Source organism: Alloacidobacterium dinghuense (assembly GCF_014274465.1).
Classification (GTDB): Bacteria; Acidobacteriota; Terriglobia; order Terriglobales; family Acidobacteriaceae; genus Alloacidobacterium; species Alloacidobacterium dinghuense.
In genome coordinates, this window is record NZ_CP060394.1 from 2,259,573 (window position 1) to 2,278,617 (window position 19,045).

12 protein-coding genes are annotated in these 19,045 nt (G+C 54.8%); 7 read left to right on the plus strand and 5 right to left on the minus strand.

What is annotated here, in order from left to right; genetic code table 11:
* Window positions 1–271 precede the first annotated feature (271 nt).
* Both H7849_RS09170 and H7849_RS09175 read left to right on the plus strand, forming a co-directional pair.
* Window positions 272–3,847, plus strand: coding sequence for a TonB-dependent receptor (locus H7849_RS09170; RefSeq protein WP_186745894.1), 3,576 nt, complete (start codon window positions 272–274; stop codon window positions 3,845–3,847).
* Window positions 3,848–4,257: 410 nt separating this feature from the next.
* Window positions 4,258–7,764 (plus strand): TonB-dependent receptor, encoded by a 3,507-nt coding sequence (locus H7849_RS09175; RefSeq protein ID WP_186745895.1) that lies wholly within the window; start codon window positions 4,258–4,260, stop codon window positions 7,762–7,764.
* A gap of 119 nt (window positions 7,765–7,883) precedes the next feature.
* Here the strand turns inward: H7849_RS09175 and H7849_RS09180 are convergent, their stop codons facing one another.
* Window positions 7,884–8,063, minus strand: coding sequence for an Rcat domain-containing protein (locus H7849_RS09180; RefSeq protein ID WP_158748086.1), 180 nt, complete (start codon window positions 8,061–8,063; stop codon window positions 7,884–7,886).
* Window positions 8,064–8,324: 261 nt separating this feature from the next.
* Between H7849_RS09180 and H7849_RS09185 the strand changes: the two genes are divergently transcribed.
* From H7849_RS09185 to H7849_RS09195, 3 genes are read left to right on the plus strand one after another with little or no spacing between them, the layout of a single operon-like run.
* Window positions 8,325–9,728, plus strand: a complete 1,404-nt coding sequence (locus H7849_RS09185) for a sigma-54-dependent transcriptional regulator (RefSeq protein ID WP_186745896.1) — start codon at window positions 8,325–8,327, stop codon at window positions 9,726–9,728.
* A 24-nt stretch (window positions 9,729–9,752) separates the two neighbouring features.
* Window positions 9,753–11,708: a sensor histidine kinase gene (locus H7849_RS09190; RefSeq protein WP_186745897.1), complete on the plus strand. Its 1,956-nt coding sequence runs from the start codon at window positions 9,753–9,755 to the stop codon at window positions 11,706–11,708.
* Window positions 11,705–12,325 (plus strand): hypothetical protein, encoded by a 621-nt coding sequence (locus H7849_RS09195; protein ID WP_186745898.1) that lies wholly within the window; start codon window positions 11,705–11,707, stop codon window positions 12,323–12,325. Before H7849_RS09190 ends, H7849_RS09195 begins: the two co-directional genes overlap by 4 nt.
* Before the next feature lie 2 nt (window positions 12,326–12,327).
* On the opposite strand, the gene H7849_RS09200 is transcribed toward H7849_RS09195, so the two are convergent.
* The 3 genes from H7849_RS09200 to H7849_RS09210 form a co-directional block, all read right to left on the minus strand.
* Window positions 12,328–13,014, minus strand: coding sequence for an energy transducer TonB (locus H7849_RS09200; protein WP_186745900.1), 687 nt, complete (start codon window positions 13,012–13,014; stop codon window positions 12,328–12,330).
* Between the two features lie 72 nt (window positions 13,015–13,086).
* A complete protein-coding gene (locus H7849_RS09205) occupies window positions 13,087–13,944 on the minus strand; it encodes an NAD(+)/NADH kinase (RefSeq protein WP_186745901.1) in 858 nt (285 codons plus the stop codon).
* 61 nt (window positions 13,945–14,005) lie between these two features.
* Complete coding sequence (locus tag H7849_RS09210) at window positions 14,006–14,761, minus strand: TlyA family RNA methyltransferase (protein ID WP_186745903.1); 756 nt, start codon at window positions 14,759–14,761, stop codon at window positions 14,006–14,008.
* A gap of 149 nt (window positions 14,762–14,910) precedes the next feature.
* Between H7849_RS09210 and H7849_RS09215 the strand changes: the two genes are divergently transcribed.
* Both H7849_RS09215 and H7849_RS09220 read left to right on the plus strand, forming a co-directional pair.
* Window positions 14,911–15,456 (plus strand): RNA polymerase sigma factor, encoded by a 546-nt coding sequence (locus tag H7849_RS09215; protein ID WP_186745905.1) that lies wholly within the window; start codon window positions 14,911–14,913, stop codon window positions 15,454–15,456.
* Complete coding sequence (locus H7849_RS09220) at window positions 15,453–16,253, plus strand: anti-sigma factor (protein ID WP_186745907.1); 801 nt, start codon at window positions 15,453–15,455, stop codon at window positions 16,251–16,253. Before H7849_RS09215 ends, H7849_RS09220 begins: the two co-directional genes overlap by 4 nt.
* 66 nt (window positions 16,254–16,319) lie before the next feature.
* On the opposite strand, the gene H7849_RS09225 is transcribed toward H7849_RS09220, so the two are convergent.
* Window positions 16,320–18,917, minus strand: coding sequence for a beta-mannosidase (locus tag H7849_RS09225; RefSeq protein WP_186745909.1), 2,598 nt, complete (start codon window positions 18,915–18,917; stop codon window positions 16,320–16,322).
* Window positions 18,918–19,045: the final 128 nt, after the last annotated feature.

The following is a 19,045-nucleotide window of genomic DNA, read 5'->3' on the forward strand; positions in this document are numbered from 1 at the left end:
AAAGCGGTGTTTACTTGCGATGAACTGTGTCATCTTTTTGTTAACCAGTTAATAAATAGATAACGCGGTTGCCAGCCTTGATCTGTCTTTCCATTTTATGGATTTGGATTTCAAAAAATGTATCACCTTCTAGGTATTGTACCTACAGTTAACAGGCGAACGATTTGTTAACCTTATAAGAATACTGACATTAGGGTGACATCTACATCCCTCTCAAGAACGGTCCTTTAAGTGCCTCAAATGAGGCAGCGAAAGTATTGGGAGGGGTAAGATGAGCTACATTTGGAGAAGACTCGCCGGCTTGGCAGCTTTCCTCCTGTTTGCATTCACAGCTCAAATCGTGGTTCCAGTGCAGATGCATGCACAGGTAACGAATGCGACGGGCACAATCCAAGGTACGATCACTGATTCCAGTGGGTCCGCCGTGCCAGACGCCCAGGTTACAGTTACACAACCGTCAACCGGGCTCACAAAGGTGATCGCCACCAATGGAAGTGGTTACTATTCCGCTGGTTCACTGGTTCCCGGAAGCTACAAAATTCATGTGGCAGTTTCAGGTTTTGCCCCCGCTGAGAAATTGATCGAGGTTCAGGTAGGCAATGCTGCAGATGGAGATTTAAAGCTAGGCGTAGGCGCAGCTACCACAGAGATAGAAGTGACGGCGAGCACACTCCAGGTGGACACGTCTCAGACCACAGTGCAGGGCGTTCTGGACCGGGAGCAGATTGAGCAGTTGCCCTTGAACGGCCGCAATTTCCTGGACTTGGCTCAGTTGCAGCCCGGAGTACAGATCCAGGATGGCACGAGCTTCGATCCAACTAAGAACGGCTTTGCGTCGATCTCCTTCGGTGGACGGTTTGGCCGCACAGCGCGGATTACCGTGGACGGAATCGACATCTCGGACGAGAATGTCGGCACAACAACACAGAACATCTCAAATGAGGCGATCCAGGAATTCCAGGTTGCGCAGTCGAACCTGGACATTTCCACGTCCATTACTTCATCCGGTTCCGTCAATGTGGTGTCACGGTCAGGCTCCAACAGTGTGCATGGCGACGGTTTCTACAACTTTCGCGATCAGCGCGCCGGTAACGCAGAGCCAACCGGATTTACTCCAATTCCGGGTGTCGATGCCGACTATCTGCAGCGTAACAATGTCGGTGGCGCAGTTGGTGGTCCAATCCTGCGCGACAAGCTCTTCTTCTTTGGCGCCGGCGAACACTTCAAACAGGACGTATTCAATCCGGTCGTCTTCAACGGCCCGCTCGCTTCGGTAAATGGCGGGTATCCGGCAAAGTTTCGTGAGACTGAACTGCTTGGGCGCCTCGACTATAATGCGCCGCACGCGGTTCATGCCTTTGGCCGTTTCATCTATGACAACAACAGTGACGTAGCTGCCTTTGGCGGCTCGAACTATTCTCCGTTCCTGAACCGCGACAACACGCCCGGTTACGGAGGCGGCGTGGATTTTGTGACCGGTAATTTCGCCCACAGCATCCGCACGGGCTATTTCAAGTTTGTCAACCACATCACCGACGCTACAGTGGGCAGCGGTATCTACAACCCCACTCCAGGAATTAATTTGTTTATCCCTACCTTTGGCTTCTCATCGGGAGCTAATTTGCTCGCGCCGCAGGCTACAGTTCAGAGCAACACACAACTAAAATACGACGGTAGCTGGGTCAAGGGCAGCCACACCATTCGCTACGGAGCAGGATGGTTCCATCTTCTGGGCGGCGGCTATGCAAGCTTCTTTGGTATTTCGCCGCAGGTCGCCATTATTGGCACCCCGGACGTTCTGGCTGCTGCCGCAACGGGGCCTTTTCCAGGTGGAGATGCCAACCCGGCAAACTACCCAGCAGGTGGAGGTGGCTCCAATAACATTACCCTGGGCAACGGCGAAGGGTTCTTTACCGAGAAGCCTCAGTTTGGCTTTCCGGGGGGTGGCCAGTTCGACAACCGAATTCAGTTATATGTGGGCGATACCTGGAAGATGTCACACAAACTCACAGTGAACTACGGTCTTCGCTACATTCGCGACACCGGTCGCAGCGATGCCGACTTGCAGCCACCGGCCAATCTCAATCAGCTTGTCCCTGGTTTGGGGAACAAAACAAACCAGCCGAACTTGAACTTTGGGCCACAGGCAGGAGTCAGTTGGGATCCCTATGGCACCGGTAAGACGGTAATCCGGGCCGGAGCCGGCATCTACTACGAAAACAACGTATGGAACAATGCTCTGTTCGATCGTCCGCCGAAGCTTGCACAAGGACTTTTCTTCGGGACTGCGGCTGTATGCCCAAATGCAAGTATCGCGATTCCGGGTTCGAATACACCGCTTACCACGGTTGACGGTACTCCAACTGGGACTTCAATCGCGAGTATCTGCGGTCAACCTATTGGCAATGTCTACCAACAATTCGCCGAGTTGCAAACCACCTATCAGAGCTTGGTAAAGCAGGCTGGCCCACAGGCGAATGGCTCCTATATAGGCACCACAAATGCGTTGCCTATCTCCAGTGGGAATCTTTTGTTCTCTCAAAACTATAAGACGCCGAGTTCCTACCAGATGAACCTTGGCGTCCAGCATGAACTGCTTCCCGGATTGGTGTTTACCGCCGACTTCCTCCGCAACGTCGGCATCCATACACTGATCGGTCAAGATGTGAATCACGTCGGTGATGCCCGGTACCTCGACATGGCGCATGCCCAGGCAGCCATCACTGCTACGCTGGCGGCGTGCGGGGTAGGAAGCATTGACCAGGCGATCTTGGCCTGTCCTGGTCTGCACACCAGCGGAGGAGCAACCATCCAGGACTTCGCCGCACATGGTCTGGATTCCGGTACCGCTGTAGCTGGCGGTCAAGTGAATACGGCAGCCGCCTTCAATGGAGCGAACGAGGCATTCGGCCAGGTAGAGGTGCTCTATCCTTCAGGCCGTTCTGTCTATGATGGGCTCCAACTTTCGTTGCAGGGACAGATTCATCATGCTACGAGAGGAATCAACAATCTCAATCTGCAGACGGCATATTCCTATAGCCATTACAAGGCCACCGGGACAACCTCACTGGGCGACTCGGACTTTGGCGCCTTTGCCTGGGACAATAACCACCCGACAAAATACTTCGGCCCGGCATCGCTTGACCGGCATCAGCAATTCTCGATCGGGACTACCTTCCAGACCTTTGGCAAAGTAGAGTTCAACACCATTGCTCACCTCTATTCTTCGTTGCCCACAAACCTGAATCTTCCGCTGGTTGGCTCCGGAGACATTTTTGTCGATGACTACACCGGCGGCGGCTTGCAAACACCTGCGGGCGGCTCACAAGGTCCCATCGTTCCGGGATCGAATGTGGGGTCGTTCAACCGCCAATATGACGGAAAGACGATCAATTCCCTCATCTATATCTACAACCACACCTACGCCGGCAAACTGACCCCTCAGGGGCAGGCTCTCGTAGGTGCAGGCCTCTTCAGTTCCCAACAACTCACCCAACTGAACGGTGTCATGGAGCCGCTCCAGCAAGCTCCCGGGAACCAGGTAAGCAACGATATTTTGCGTACCTGGGACGTCAACCTGAAGAGACCGATCAAGGTCTGGAAAGAGGGAATGAGCATTACACCCAGCATCGGCGCATTCAATATTCTGAATGCGGTGAACTATAACAACCGGACAGGCGCGAACGGTGCAAACGTCATCGGTGGAACGCTCAACGGAACACCCGGCAGCCCGAACGGAACGGCCGGCCACATCAATGAGCAGGGCTTCCGCGTCAGTGCCGGTTCCGGCGTCTACGCGGAGGGCTCACCGAGACAACTCGAATATGGGCTGAAGTTCGCTTTCTAGACTGGAAGTGCGATTGAAAAAAAAGCGGCTCTTCATGAGCCGCTTTTTCTTACGCAAGTCCCCGATCCCCTCGCCTCAGTAGATAGCATATTTCAGCAAATCAAATCTCGACGTAGACCCCATACTATCTAACTAGTTACTGATAAGCTTCTGTACGTATTACTATATAAGTAATACTTAATACGTTACTTACTGCTTTCATCAATACTGATTATGGAATCTTTTGTTCAGAATATTTAAGTTTTGAGCAGTTTTTGGCGATTCACAGTTGATTATTCCCTATTTAGTAAACAACAGAAAACAATAGAAATTTACAGCCTCTTTTTGATGTCACAAAAAAGGTTGTAGAAGTGCCCTAACCTTCCCAGCGGCTTTCATGGCACCAAAATTCTTGGGCCCGGGAGGGAACTATGAATTCATTGCGGATGAAGTTAGCGGGGCTCATTGCGATCCTTTTCCTCTCTGCTGGATCCGGTTTAGCTCAGGTCGACACCGGCACAGTCGGTGGTACGGTTAATGACTCATCTGGCGCTGTGGTAGCAGGAGCTACCGTGACCTTCCGCAGCCTGCAGACCGACGTTAGGCGTACTGTTGATTCATCAGCAAATGGAACTTACACAGTGACAGGACTGAGCACCGGTACTTATGAAGTAACCGTAAATGCGGCTGGTTTTCAGCCCTACTCCTCGAAAGTGGAAGTGACGGTTGGCGGACATGCTACCGTCGACGCAACCCTGAGCGTTAGTTCGGCTACCACCCAGGTTGAGGTCATCGGAGAAGGTGGCACTCAGGTAAACACGCAAACCCAAGAACTGTCTCAGGTTGTGAGCCAAGAACAGGTCTCACAGCTTCCGAGTCTGACTCGCAATCCGTACGATTTCGTTGCTCTTTCCGGCAATATTTCAAACGGAGACAGTTCGAACAGCGGTAACTCGCAGATGGGTGGAAATACGCAGAATGCGACGACTCGCGGCGTCAACTACAACATCAATGGGCAGCGCTCTTCTGGAACCGAAATCCTGCTGGACGGCGTAGAGAATGTCTCGGTCTTCGGCGACTCGGTCGGCATTGTAGTTCCCATTGACGCCGTTAACGAATTCCGCGTGACGACAAGCAACTTTGAACCGCAATACGGCCGCGCTTCGGGTGGCGTGGTAAACGTGGCCACCAAGGCAGGATCGAACAGCTTCCACGGCAATGTCTGGGAGTTCAACCGCATTGCTGCTTACACCTCCAACACCGAGACCAATGATCAGATCAACTCGGCATTCATTGCCGGTGGCGGTACAGGTCCTCTTCCCGCTCCCAAGGGCCAGTACACCCGCAACCAGTTCGGGTTTGCAGTTGGCGGTCCCATCCTCAAGGACAAGCTTTTCTTCTTCGGCAGTACAGAGTGGATTCGCGTTCGCAGCGCTGCAACGCTTAACGCCGCTGTGCCTACGCCGCAGTTCCTCGGGCTGGCTGCACCGAATATCCAGTCCTTCTTCAGCACCTACGGAGGCGGCAAAACCTTTAACTTTGCGCAGACCTATACTGCTGACCAGGTTGGAATTACAGGGCTACCCGGAAATACACCTGCGCTCGGTACGGTGACCTTCAGCGCTCCAACCAATGCTGGCGGTGGTTTCCCCCAGAACGCATACAACGTCGTTGGCCGCTTCGATTACAACCTCAGCGACAAGACGCAGATATTCTTCCGCTACGTTGATTACAACGAAGTTGACCAGAGCGGCTCCCAGTTCGCCTCGCCCTACAATCAATACAATGTAGGTCAGACCTTCGAGAATCAGGCTTATCTTTTAAGTGGTTCGCATGTCTTCAACCCAAGCCTGCTCACAAACACCAAGCTGAGCTTCAGCCGGTTCAACACGTTCTTCAGCTATGACAACGCCCTGCAGAACGTACCCACATTGATCGTCTCTGTCAACGCGCAAGTACCGGGAACCAGCACGTTTATCCAGTTGCCCGGCTTCTATAATTTCAACCCGGCGAACGGAGGTCTTCCCTTCGGCGGCCCACAAAACACCATTCAGTGGAATCAGGATCTCAACTGGACGAAGGGCAAGCACACCATGCAGTACGGTGGGCAGATTCTCTATATCCAGAGCAACCAAGCCTACGGCGCCTATGCCCAGGCAAACGAGCAGCTCGGCAACAACCGCGCGGTGGGTTTGCAAAACCTTTTTACGGGCAATTTGTTTGAATTCCAGGCAGCTGTCAATCCCAATGGCGCTCTCCCATGCGTACGAAATCAATACACAGGAGACTTGATACAGACATCGAGCTGCTCCATCAACCTGCCGGCAACTTCGCCTGTCTTCGCCCGCAGCAATCGCTTCCACGACTGGGCTGTGTACGCCCAGGATGCTTTCAGGATCACCCCAAAGTTCACCTTCAACTACGGTGTGCGGTATGAGTACTATGGCGTCCAGCACAACAACCATCAAAATCTGGACTCCAACTTCTACTATGGAACGCTGACCCCGTCTAACATTCGTAGCACCGGTCAGGTCTACACAACCCCGAACAGCCCAATCCATTCCCTGTGGAACCCGCAGTACGGAACCGTCTCGCCGCGCATCGGCTTTGCTTATGACTTGTTCGGTGACGGCAGGACGTCGATTCGCGGCGGCTATGGCATCAGCTACGAGCGTAACTTCGGCAACGTCACGTTCAATGTGATCCAGAACCCTCCGAACTACGCTGTGGTCATTGTCAACAATACAGTGGTAACTAATTCGAATGCTGGTCCGCTGGCAGGCTCTTCAGGCAACGTTCCGCTTCCCCCGACCAGCCTGCGCAATGTCGACCAGAACATCCGCACCGCTCAGACGCAGTTTTACAGCCTCGCTGTTGAACACCAACTGGCTGCCGGTACGGTGGTTGGTCTGCAGTATGCGGGTGCTCGTGGCCTGCATCTTTATGACATTAAGAACATCAACGGTGTCGGCGGCGGCAACGTCCTTCTGGGCGATACCGTGCTTGATCCGGCCGGAACCGGCAATTTTGCGGCTACCCGCCTCAATCCGCAGTACTCCAACATCAACAACCGCGGTTCGAGCGGGGATTCCTACTATCACGCTCTAAACGTTCAGTTCCAGACAACAAACTTCCACCGCACCGGTCTGGGCCTGGTGGCGAACTATACATTCGGACATGCAACGGACGATCTGAGCACGACGTTCTCCGAAACGAACAATGCCTTCAGCCTTGGCTACACGAACCCGTTCAATCCAGCGCTCGATCGTGGCAATGGCGATCTGGACCTTCGTCAGCGGTTGGTGATCGCTCCTATCTATCAGGCCCCCATGCTCGCGCACAGCAATGCTCTACTGCGTGAGACGCTTGGTGGCTGGCAGGTAACCGGTATTTATACCGTCCGCTCCGGGACGCCATTTACCTACTTCGACAGTACGAACAACTTCAGCGGCTACAATATTGGCCGGTACACGCCGGCGGGCGGCACTGTTCCTCAAAGCTTGTTCAAGTCAATTCCGCACGGAGTAGACGGTGGCGGGGCAAACACCTATACCGTCGGCACCTTGCCTGCTGCCAATTCGTGGGCTAACCCCTTGTTTGCACCAGTTGATCCGGCCGATTATCCGAATGGCTTCTCGGACTGGGGACCGTGGCCAGCAACCATGACGGCGCGTAATGCCTTCCGTGGGCCCGGCGCTTGGAACCTGGATGCATCCGTGCAGAAGACCTTCCCGATTACTGAGCGCTTTAACCTGGTGTTCCGTGCGGAAGGGTTTGATGTCTTCAACCACCATAACCTGTACATCCAGGAAGGTCTGAACGACATCGGCAACCATAATGGCGGAACGATCATTGCGTCGAAAGGCGGAATCGGCAACAACGGCGGCGCAAACGACGAACGTCGCTTCGGACAGTTCTCGCTGGCGGTGAAGTTCTAACCGCGAACGCGAGGTAGCATAGCAGAAAGAGGGCCTTCGGGCCCTCTTCTTTTGGCAGTATATTCCTAGTGAACGAAAAGCCCGGCATAATGGCCGGGCTTGATTTTTTCGATAGCTGCTTAGAGCTTTTCGTAGAAGTCGCAGGCGGAGCAGGAGATGTATACGCCGCCCGGGATGCCGCGCTCGCGGTCCTTGACCCGCTTAACGATGCGGGTGGGCTTGCTGCACTTGGGACAATCGGTGCTCTTGGACGTGTCCATTACCTTCTTGCGGTCTGCTGTCTTGGCGATCTTAGCCATGGAAACTCTGTCTCCTCTAAATAACGTTGCTTGTGTCTCGGGGCTTTCACAAACGTGAATCTGGGAAGCGCGCCAACAAAGCTCAGGCGGCCGGACTTCGCGGGTAAACAGCGCAGAAGAACGTCGGACTCGCTCTCGTTATTTTACAACATTCCGCAACGGTTTGAGGGACCCAAAGGAGTCGTGTAATGGCGCATCAACTTCTGCGCGGTCGTGTTACAAACAAAGGAGTCCCCCAAGCGAGGTTTTACGCCAGCAAGAATGCCAGTCCAAGAAAAGGTTTTGATCGTTGAAGACGAGGAAAATGCCCTGATGGGCCTGGCTGAACTCGTCTCAGGGTGGGGATACCGGACCGACACGGCCCGCGACGGGCTCGAAGGCCTGGAACGTGCGCAGGCATGGCAACCTGGTATCGTCTTAACCGATTTAAAGATGCCCCGCATGGACGGGCTTGAACTGCTGGAGCGGCTCGGGGAGCTGAAACAGCAGGACCAGACTGTCATCGTCATTACCGCTCAGGGCAGCATCGAACAGGCCGTCGAAGCGATGAAGATCGGCGCCTATGACTTCATCCAGAAACCGATCGATCCGAATCGGCTGCGCAGCATTCTGGCGAACGCCAGCCGTCAGCGCGAAACGCAACAAGAGCTGGAAGTTACGCGGCGCAAGCTGCGCGACACGGGCGTTCTTGGTCCGCTCGTTGGCGCGTCAAAAAGGATGCAGGAGCTTTTTGGTCTTATCGAACGCGTGGCAACCAGCAATGTTTCTGTGTTGATTACCGGTGAGAGCGGCACTGGCAAGGAACTGGTGGCGCGTACCCTGCATGATCTGAGCCCGCGCAAGAACAAACCATTTGTTGCGGTGAACTGCGCTGCGATCCCGGAAACTCTGATCGAGAGCGAGATTTTCGGACACGAGAGAGGCGCGTTTACGGGTGCGCTCGAGCGCCGTGCCGGATGTTTTGAGCTGGCGGAAGAGGGTACGCTGCTGCTGGATGAAATCGGTGAGATGCCGGTGGGAACGCAGGCCAAACTGCTGCGAGTCCTCGAAGACAGAAAGCTGAGAAGGCTGGGGAGTAAGATTGAATCGCCCGTCGATGTTCGGGTTCTGGCGGCAACAAACAAGAATCCAGATGATGCAGTTGCCGACGGTCATTTGCGCGGGGATCTTTATTACCGCTTGAATGTCTTTAACATCCACATGCCACCATTGCGTGAGCATAAGGAAGATGTCCCGGCCATCGTCGATTCCATGCTGCGAGACATGAATCAGAAGCATGATCGGCAGGTCGTCGGAATCAGCGATGAGATGCTGGGGCGACTGATGGTGTATGACTGGCCCGGTAATGTGCGCGAGCTTCGCAATACGGTTGAGCGCGCAGTGATTTTGTGCGGTGAAGGGTACATGGACTCCCGGCATCTGCCACCTGGGTTTGGCAGCAAGCCGGTCCGACAGTCGTTCGATCAGGATGCCAATGTCATACAACTGGAAGTAGGCACCACTGTCGATGAAGCTGAGCGTCGGTTGATTATCAAGACGCTCGAATCCACCAACAATAATAAGACTAAAGCAGCCGACATTTTAGGAATCAGCCTCAAGACTCTGCACAACAAGCTGAAGGAGTACGGAAGCGCGAGCAGCAGTTCGGACGCTGCGGAAGAATAGCGATTCCCTCTCGTGGAATGGTGAATGCGGCTTAAGACCAAACTCGTGGTGGCGATCACCGTCTGGGTGTTCGTCGTGGTCGTTGTATTGTCGTGCGTATACTTCCGACAAGTCCTGCAACTGCACATCGACCAGTCGTATAAATCGACAGACATCATCGCCCACCAGGTTCAATCTGCAACTCGTCAGGCAATTGAAAATGGCACGCGCAATCTGGTCATCAATGCGAACGACCCAGTGCAGCTCCGCGCAGCCATTGCCAAGGCTCTTCGCAGCGATCCCGCTCTAAAGGCGCTGCTCAGTTCGGTCATCATCTATTCGCCCGCCGTGTACGATGTAGCAATTGCGGACGGGAGCGGACTTGCATATCTAAGTACTGATCAGTCGCAAGAGGATAAGCCGGTTCAAGTTCGACCTGAATATTCTTCGCTACAGCGCGCCACGATCCCGCAGATATGGAGTGTTGTTTTTGGCCCGCCGATACTCTACAACGTTTCGGTCAGCCTCGAGCGGCCAGCACAGGGACAGACGGTAGCAACCGTCCACGTCGGCGTTCGTACCACCTTCGTAAGCGAAAATTTTCGCCCCTGGCTCGAAGAGACGGCTGAGCTGCTTGTTGTAATGATCCTTGCTACGCTCATCACGTCAGTTTTCGTCGCTAATCTCGCCTTTCAACCGATTGAAGATATCAGCCTGCGTCTCGATGCCCTCACCCAGATGCAATTGCCCGAGGCCGAACCTGCAGGAGGAGAGTTGGAGACGGGCGATTCTCGTGACTCCAGCGACACTGTCGTACAGGTTTCTCATAAGATCGAGCGCCTGGGCCGCCGCATGCGGAATGTCGAAGAAGTTTTCTCGGCCATGAAGGAGAACCTCGATCAGATCCTGTCCAACCTGCAGGATGGCATGATGCTTTTTACGCATGACGCGCGCGCCGTGCTGGTCAGCAATTCGGTCGAGCGATTTCTCGGCGTCGAGCGTGACCGCATTCTGGGTGCGAAGGTACCGGACATCTTCGATCGGACCACGGTTCTTGGGCGAATTGTGCGTGAGGCCTTTGACCGTGGCATTTCCCTCGTTCAGGAAGAGATCACGACGGAGACCGACCGCCGCGTTGAAGTATCACTCGATTTTATCTACGATGACCGCGCACCTCAGCAGCGGCAGGGCCTGGGAGCACTGCTCACACTGCACGATATCGAATCGGTGCAGGAAATCGAGTCTGAGTTGGAGCTATCACGGCGCATGGCCGCCATCGGACGGCTTACTTCGGGCGTTGGCCACGAAGTAAAAAACCCGATTAATGCGATTGTCGTGCATCTGGAATTACTTCGGAATAAGATGAATGCGCAGGATTCCCCAGCATTTCGTCACCTGGACGTGATCCAGAATGAGATTCAACGTCTTGACCGGGTGGTGCAGACCCTGGTGGACTTCTCACGGCCGGTGGAACTCAAGCTGCATGATCAAGACCTGCGCAGGATTGTGAATGCGGTGCTCATGCTGGCGTCGGTGGAACTGGAAACGCGTGGCGTACGTGTAGTCAATGAATCACCGGCTCGCCCGGTGATCGTAAAAGTTGATGCGGACCTGATGCAGCAGGCTTTACTCAACGTCGTCTTGAACGGGGCGCAGGCCATGGCCGATGGCGGAACGCTGCGGGTTCGCCTCACAGAAGATCCTCGATGGGTATTTTTAAGCGTCTCTGACGAAGGCGAAGGTATTCCGGACGATATTCGATCGAAGATTTTCAACCTGTATTTCACCACCAAGAAAGAAGGTAGCGGAATTGGCCTGGCTATGACGTATCGAATTATTCAGCTCCACAATGGCCAGGTTGACGTAGAATCTCATGTAGGCCAGGGAACGACATTTACTTTAAAAATTCCAGTCGCCTTCCCTTCAGAAGTAAAATTGCGCGGACATCTGGAAGCAGATGCCGCAACTGGTACTCCCATTTCAAAGGAGCCTTGGGGATGAAAACCGCAAGCACAACTGCGGTTCTTATAATGTTTGTTATCTCTTTGTCTGGATGCGCGAAGAAGGCAAAGACAACGCCCCCTGCCCAGGCGCAAGCACCAGTTCTTCCGACTTCGAGGATGGTTTACGTTCCGGAGTTTCCGGGCCTTCCTCCGCCGCCTCTGCGCGATGTCGCACTTGTGGTCCCCCCACCGGAAAACCCGGAACCGGTTCATCCGCGCAAAACGAATCATCGCAAGACAACGGTCGCCAAGGCTGCGGCGCCTGCAGACGTGACAGCTCCGACTGCGGACAAAGGTACGCCAGCACAAGCATCGACATCTCAGACCCAGGTTGCAAGCGCCGGGGCATCCGATGCTTCCCCAATTGGGCAGCTTTCAACGAGCGGCGAAGACTCGAACACCCCGGGGCGTCAGAATATCGAACACTTGATCTCTGAAACTGAGAATGGGCTGAACGGCATCAAGCGCGCGTTGAGCAATGATGAGCAGACAACATCTGCCCAGATCAAGACCTTCCTGGCCAAAGCCCGACAATCGCTCGCGGAAAACGATCTGGACGGTGCGCAAACATTGGCCACCAAAGCCAAAGTGTTGCTGGACGAACTCAAAAAGTAGAACTACTCCGCGTCCGGGTAATTCCTGTTAAAGGGAAAGACGAGTTCCATCCTGGATGGGACGGACTGACCGTTCAGCATGGCAGGATGAAACTGCCAACCACGCACCGTATCGAGTACGATCTGATCCAAAGCATTGCCCAGACCACTTACTAAAGTGGCCTGCTGGACTTTTCCGTCAGCCCCCAGGTCCACATCCACTACCACCTTCTGGTCAGTTTGGGGCAGCAGGCTGCGGTCTTTGACTTGCGGCGACGGTGAAACAGTTGGATAAGCCGGATACATGCTCTGTGCATCGCTTCCCTGTCCGGTGACGCCGGGATTGCTTATTCCCGCCGATGATTTGCCCTCCACTGGATGGGCTGGCTCCGGGGCTGGCAACGCTGGCGTTCGTTTGGCGAGTGCGGGAGTTGGATGGTGCGTTGGGATGATCCGTGGTGACTGGCTCTTCTCAGGTAGTGTGGGATTTTCAGCAGACAAAACGGCGGCGAGTGCGCCGCGACTGACCGCCACAACAGCGATTTGTTGCGACGATCCCTGCGTCAACGGTCTGAAAATGACCGTGCGGCGCAGGTGAATGGAACCCACGATGATGAGCGCAAGCAGGAGCGCATGAAACCCAATCGAGAATCCTGCTGTCCGCCTGATCCTCTCCTGAGACTGCTCCACATTTTGAAAAAGGCTGCGCATCACTGCTTGCCTCCATACTACAGGGCATCCTCGCCGGTTAGACGCTCTGGGTTCTCAAAGAGTCTGCCGCCGTCACCGCTCTCCCCACTTCAGCTTTGAGCGTAGAACATCAAAGAAACCATTGGAACCCAACCGCACCATCCGCACGGCGTATTGTGACCGGCGGCAGCGGAGTTCATCACCCACCTTGAGCGGGATCGCTTCCTGCCCATCGACGGTGAGATATGTCTGATCTGGAATGCCTTCCACGCTCAGGCTTAGATTGCAGTCCCCACGCACAACGATCGGGCGCAGCGTCAGCAGATGTGGACATACAGGGGAGACGATCAAGGCGTCTACATTCGGCACAACGATCGGGCCGTTTGCTGCCAGCGAATACGCAGTTGAGCCGGTTGGGGTAGCGACGATCACGCCGTCCGCGCGAAAGGATGCCACCAGCTGGTTGTCGAGCTTGATGGTGAAATTGACCATGCGTGCGATGGCGCCTTTGGCGATCACGACGTCATTCAAGGCCTCGTGCTCTGCAAAGACTTTGCCATCGCGCCACAGTTCGCTGTGCAGCATGGCACGCGTTTCGATAGCGCAACAGTTGTCACACCACCCTTCCAGCGTGGAGTAGATATCGGCCAGCCGTACCTCGGTAAGGAAGCCCAGCGAGCCAAGATTCACGCTCATGACGGGTATGTTTGTCTTGGCAAAGACACGAGCTGCAGCCAGCAACGTGCCGTCGCCTCCAAGCACCACCACCAACTCGGGATCTTCTGCCGGCATCTCATTTCGTGCGACGACGTTCTTCTCCTGGGCGTAATTGCCGCTGACGGGATCAAGGATTGGCTCAAAGCCGCGCGTGCGCAACCAGAGGATGAATTCGGGCAGAAGAGTGATCAGCTCTTCTTTTTGCGGTTTCGAAATAATGGCTATGCGTCGCATCAAGTTTCAGTGTAATCGCAGGACAAACAAATTCTGACAGATAGAGGCCGGTATACCGTCTCTAAATCTTCTTTTCGGCGAATCGGGCGTGGAGTAGAAATTCGCGGTTGCCCTCGGCTCCGAGGATCGGAGAATCAGCAAGCTCGATGGCATCCCCACCCAGATCTCCCACGCAGCAACGTACTCGATCGATCGCCAGTTGATGCGCTGCTGGATCGCGTACGATGCCTCCTTTGCCGATATGCTCCCTGCCTGCTTCAAACTGAGGCTTCACCAGGACGACACATTCCAGGGCTCCGCTGGATCCGTTAAGAAGCGCCTGAACAACAGCAGGGAGGATAAGGGTCGCCGAGATGAAAGAAACGTCCATGCCGAGAAACGTAATGCCTCGCGGTAAATCGCCGGATTCTATGTGGCGAGCATTCGTCCTCTCCATCAAAGTCACGCGGACATCATCGCGCAGCTTTTGCGCTATCTGCCCGTAGCCTGTATCGATGGCAAGCACTTTCGCTGCGCCGTGCTGCAGCATGCAGTCGGTGAATCCCCCGGTGGACGCTCCGACGTCGAGGCAAAAGCGTTCGGACAGATCGATCTTCCAGTGTCGCAATGCGGCTTCGAGTTTCACTCCGCCACGACTCACGTAGCGCAAATCATCGCCAAGAATCCGGATCGCAACATCTTCAGTCACGCTACTACCGGGCTTATCGATCTTTTGCTCGTTCACCAGCACCCTTCCGGCTAACACCAGAGCTTGTGCTTTTTCTCGTGTCGGGACAAGCTGTCGAGCCAACAATAGTTTGTCAAGACGGATCTTCATGCTTCAGCTCTGGAACTTTCAGGGCATAGCAATGCCTGACCTGTTATGCTGCACTTCACACTCGATTCAGGATCACTTCCTCTGTAGAATACCTGCTTGCACACTGCATGATTGAGGATTCAACAAATCCGGAACGCGAACCAGCGCGTATGAAAGATAGCGGCACGCAAGGCCCGGCTGATTCCGAGTTGCTGAAGCGTATTTCGCAGCGGGATGAGACCGCCATGGCCTCCCTCTTCGACCGCTATGCAAGGATCGTCTACTCGGTTGCCCTGCGAGTGTTGCACGATCCTGCTGAAGCTGAAGACGTGATGCAAGAAGTGCTCATGCAGGTGTGGCGCGGCGCACCATCCTTCATCGTCGGGCGGGGATCGCTCGGCGGCTGGCTGACCGTCGTTGCAAGAAACAGGGCTATTGATGCGCTTCGTCGCCGCCATCCTTCGGATCCGGTCGACGAAGTAATGCTTCCTGCCTCGGTTGATCTGGCGAGCGAAGCGGAACGTAACACGCTGATGGCGAAACTTCGCACCATCATGCATGAGCTGCCAGTAGAGCAGCAGAAATCAGTAGAGATGGCCTTTTTTGAAGGTTTGACACACTCGGAGATCGCGGAAAAGACCGGGAACCCGCTCGGCACAGTCAAAACGCGCATCCGTCTTGCTTTAATTTCCCTACGAAAGGCTTTGCAGGCTTGATTTACGGCGACCATATTTCGGACGAAGACCTCGCACTCTACGCGATGCGCTCACTCGCGCCCGCTGAAACGGCGACTGTGCAGCAGCATTTGAATACGTGCGGGGATTGCCGCGGGAAACTCGCGGATATTCTCGGAGATCTTTCTCTGGTCAGCCTGACTGTACCGCAAGAACCGGTTCCAGCCGACGCGCGCGACCGATTTATGAAGCGGCTCCGAGCGGAAAGTGCAGCAAAACCGCCCGAACCAATCAAGCCGATAAGAGCTCCGCAGGAGCCGACTCGCTCGGGGAACTGGTTCAGCGGACTCGGTTGGGCTGCGGCAGCCGCCGCGCTGCTCTTTGCCGCCTACATGGGAAATACCTCGCATAATCTGAGGCAGCAGCTTGATTCCCAACGCGACCAGAACGCACAGCTTGCGAATCAGGTATCACGCTCACAGCAGATTCTGGATGTGCTTACCTCACGGACTGCAAAGCGCGTGACGCTCACGGAAGTGAAGGCTGCCGCCCAGCCCACAGCGCACGTGATCTATGAGAAGGACAAGGGCGCTCTCATTTTTGTTGCCAGCGATTTGCGCCCAGTGCATGCAGACAAGACGTACGAGCTGTGGCTCATTCCAGCGAATGGGCAGGCTCCAATCCCCGCCGGACTCTTCCGTCCGGACGCGAACGGGACCGCCAGCGTTGTCCTTCCCCCATTGCCTACAGGCGTGGATGCGAAGGCCTTCGGAGTCACGGTTGAAGATGCTCAGGGAGTAACGACCCCAACACTTCCGATCGTCATGTCAGGACAGTAGCCCGCGCTTGCATAGGTTTTAAGTGCGGCACCCACCTTCACATCTTCATCGATGAAGGCGCTGTGCTCACTTTGCAGGCTCGGCTGTTTGCAAAGGCGGGGCAAAGGCGCCAGCCAGCGACATGATCTTTAAGCTCGCCTTGAGTTGATCCAGCGCCGCCGGGCTGGTGACCGTGATTTCTATCGGCTCGCCTGGCAGCAAATCAACATAGTTGTCAGAGAACTTCGCGTCCAATTCCCCAAATGACACATAAACACTGCGCGCCAAAGCCGGTGACGAGAGTTTGAGCTGGTAAGCATTTCCCTGCTGAGCTAGATCTGCGACAATATTGGGCTCCGGGAGATGCACCATCTTGGTTGGAACGAAGTAGACAATGTTGCTGGACACCGGCTTGCCGTCCACTTCCAAATCAGCGGCGCCGAAGATGGCTGCTGCGTCTGTCCCATTGGCATTTACAAATTCAGACAGCGGAATTTGCAGATAGCTCTTGCTGGAGCCCGCGGAAATAGTTAGATCCTCTTGCTCCTGGCGCAGGACTTTGCCTTGCAGGTCCATAATGCGCAAACGCAGATGAGCATTCACCGGCGCTGTCTTGTCCGAAATGACATAAACCGCGAGCTTCCCGTCTTCAACATGCGGAGAAACAAGAAGCGGAGCGTAAAAGCGTTTCGCGTAGTATTGGAGCGCCTTCCAGCGACCGTAGTAGTCGAGACTCGACCATGAAGCTACAGGCCAGCAGTCATTGAGTTGCCAGTAAATGCCTCCCATGTTGCGCGGACGGATGCGGCGCAAATGCTCCGCTCCGATCTTGATGCCTTCAGCCTGCAGAACCTGGCTTGCATAGAGGAACGACGCAAAGTCCTTTGGCTCGCCGTAGTAGCGCAACATGTAATCATGGATAATCGAATTGCCTTCGTTGTTCTTCTGGTGAGCCAGCATCACTGGAGTGAAGATGCTGGTGCGATCTTCAGGTCTGGTGAAGGCTTCGATCGTGCGCATTTCAGGAAACGACTGGAATCCGTACTCGGTCATGAAGCGCGGAAAATGCGTCTCGTATTCCTCGAAGTCGACTCGCCCATGCCAGACGTTCCATTCGTGCATGTCGCCGGATTGATATTCGGGCGTCGTGTCTTCGTAATCGGAGCTGGGTGAGCTGGGCCAGTATGGCGTCTCAGGATTGAGCTCGGCTACGCTGCGCGCGATGATTCCGCTGAAGACGGTCAAGTAGTCTTCCCACATGCGCAGGCGTACCTCTTCAGAAAGCTTGTCACGTCCAGCCCAGTGAAATGCCGCTTCTGTCTCGTTATTTCCCGACCAGATGACGATGCTGGGGTGGTTGCGCAAACGTTGAATCTGGTAGCGAACTTCCTTTTCCACCTGCTGCTTGAAGTCGTATGTTCCCGGCTGCCAGTCGTTGCCGAACATGAAATCCTGCCAGACCATGATGCCGAGTTCGTCGCAGATGTCGTAGAACTCCTGCGTCTCGTAGTAGCCACCACCCCAATGCCGGATCATGTTCATGTTGGCATCGCGTGCCGATTCGAGGACGGAACGATATTGCGCGGTCGTGACGCGGCTGGGGAAACTGTCAAACGGAATCACGTCCGCACCTTTGGCGTAGACCGGGATTCCATTCACGACGAATTCGAACGACCGCCCCCACTGGTCAACATCACGGCGCAGCACCAGCGAACGAAGGCCAGCTCTTGCGCTAGCTTCATCAGCTATGGCCTTGCCTTGATTGATCTGCACATGGAACGGATAGATGGGCTGCGCCCCATAGCCTGCCGGATACCAGAGGTCTGGATTTTCGATTTCGATGGGCAGAGTCAGGTGATTCACTCCTGCGCGGAGGAAGATGTTCTGACTGGCATTCTTTTCTTTGCCACCACGACCGTAGTTCACCGTCAACTTTGCCTGTGCATCCTGGGAGGCAATCACGTCAGTCTCGACATTGAGGCGCGCCTGCTTCGCGCTGATATCCAGCTGATGGATGTATACATTGTCGATGCGTGCCGCGTCCCATGTTTCGAGATGTGCCGGCCGCCAAATGCCGCTGGTGACGAAGCGGGGTCCCCAGTCCCAGCCATATTCGTAGGCCGGTTTGCGGATGTAGGTTTTTGCATCTGTGCCCGTGCGAGAGCGCCACGGGTCTTTCTCGGCGACCTTGGCAGCTGCCTTGATCGGCGACGGGAATACGATGCGCAGCTGGTTCGCCCCGGGCTTCAGCTGCGTTTTGACATCGAGTCGCCATTCGCGGAAGGCATTGTCTGCATGCAGGGCGAGTTGATCGTTTACGTAAATGTCGGCGGCAGAATCCAGACCTTCAAACACCAGCTCGACATGCTGATGGCTCAGCGTCTCCGACGAAACCTGCAATGTCGTCCGGTATTCCCAGTCGGCGTTCTCGATCCATTGGAGCTTCGCTTCGTTGTCGCGATAAAACGGATCGGGGATAAGTTTGTTTTCGATGAGGTCGAGATGCACATCGCCGGGGACTCTCGCCGGATACCATTGTGTCGGCGCAGTTGCATCCGGCGCAAGTTGCCTGAACTCCCATCCGGAATTCAGATCCATTGAATGACGCTGCTGAGCTTCAAGAACTGCCGCTCCTGAGAACACAAGAGGGAGAAGAACCAGCAACATCCGACGCGAAAACTTCATGCCTGCACTCCACCAACCGGGAAAAAAATCGTAAATAGTGGTAACGATACCTTTACGCAGATTACATGAGGAGCGCTTTCACGGAACAGGGCCGCAATTCCGATTCGCATAAGATTGCTACACTCTGA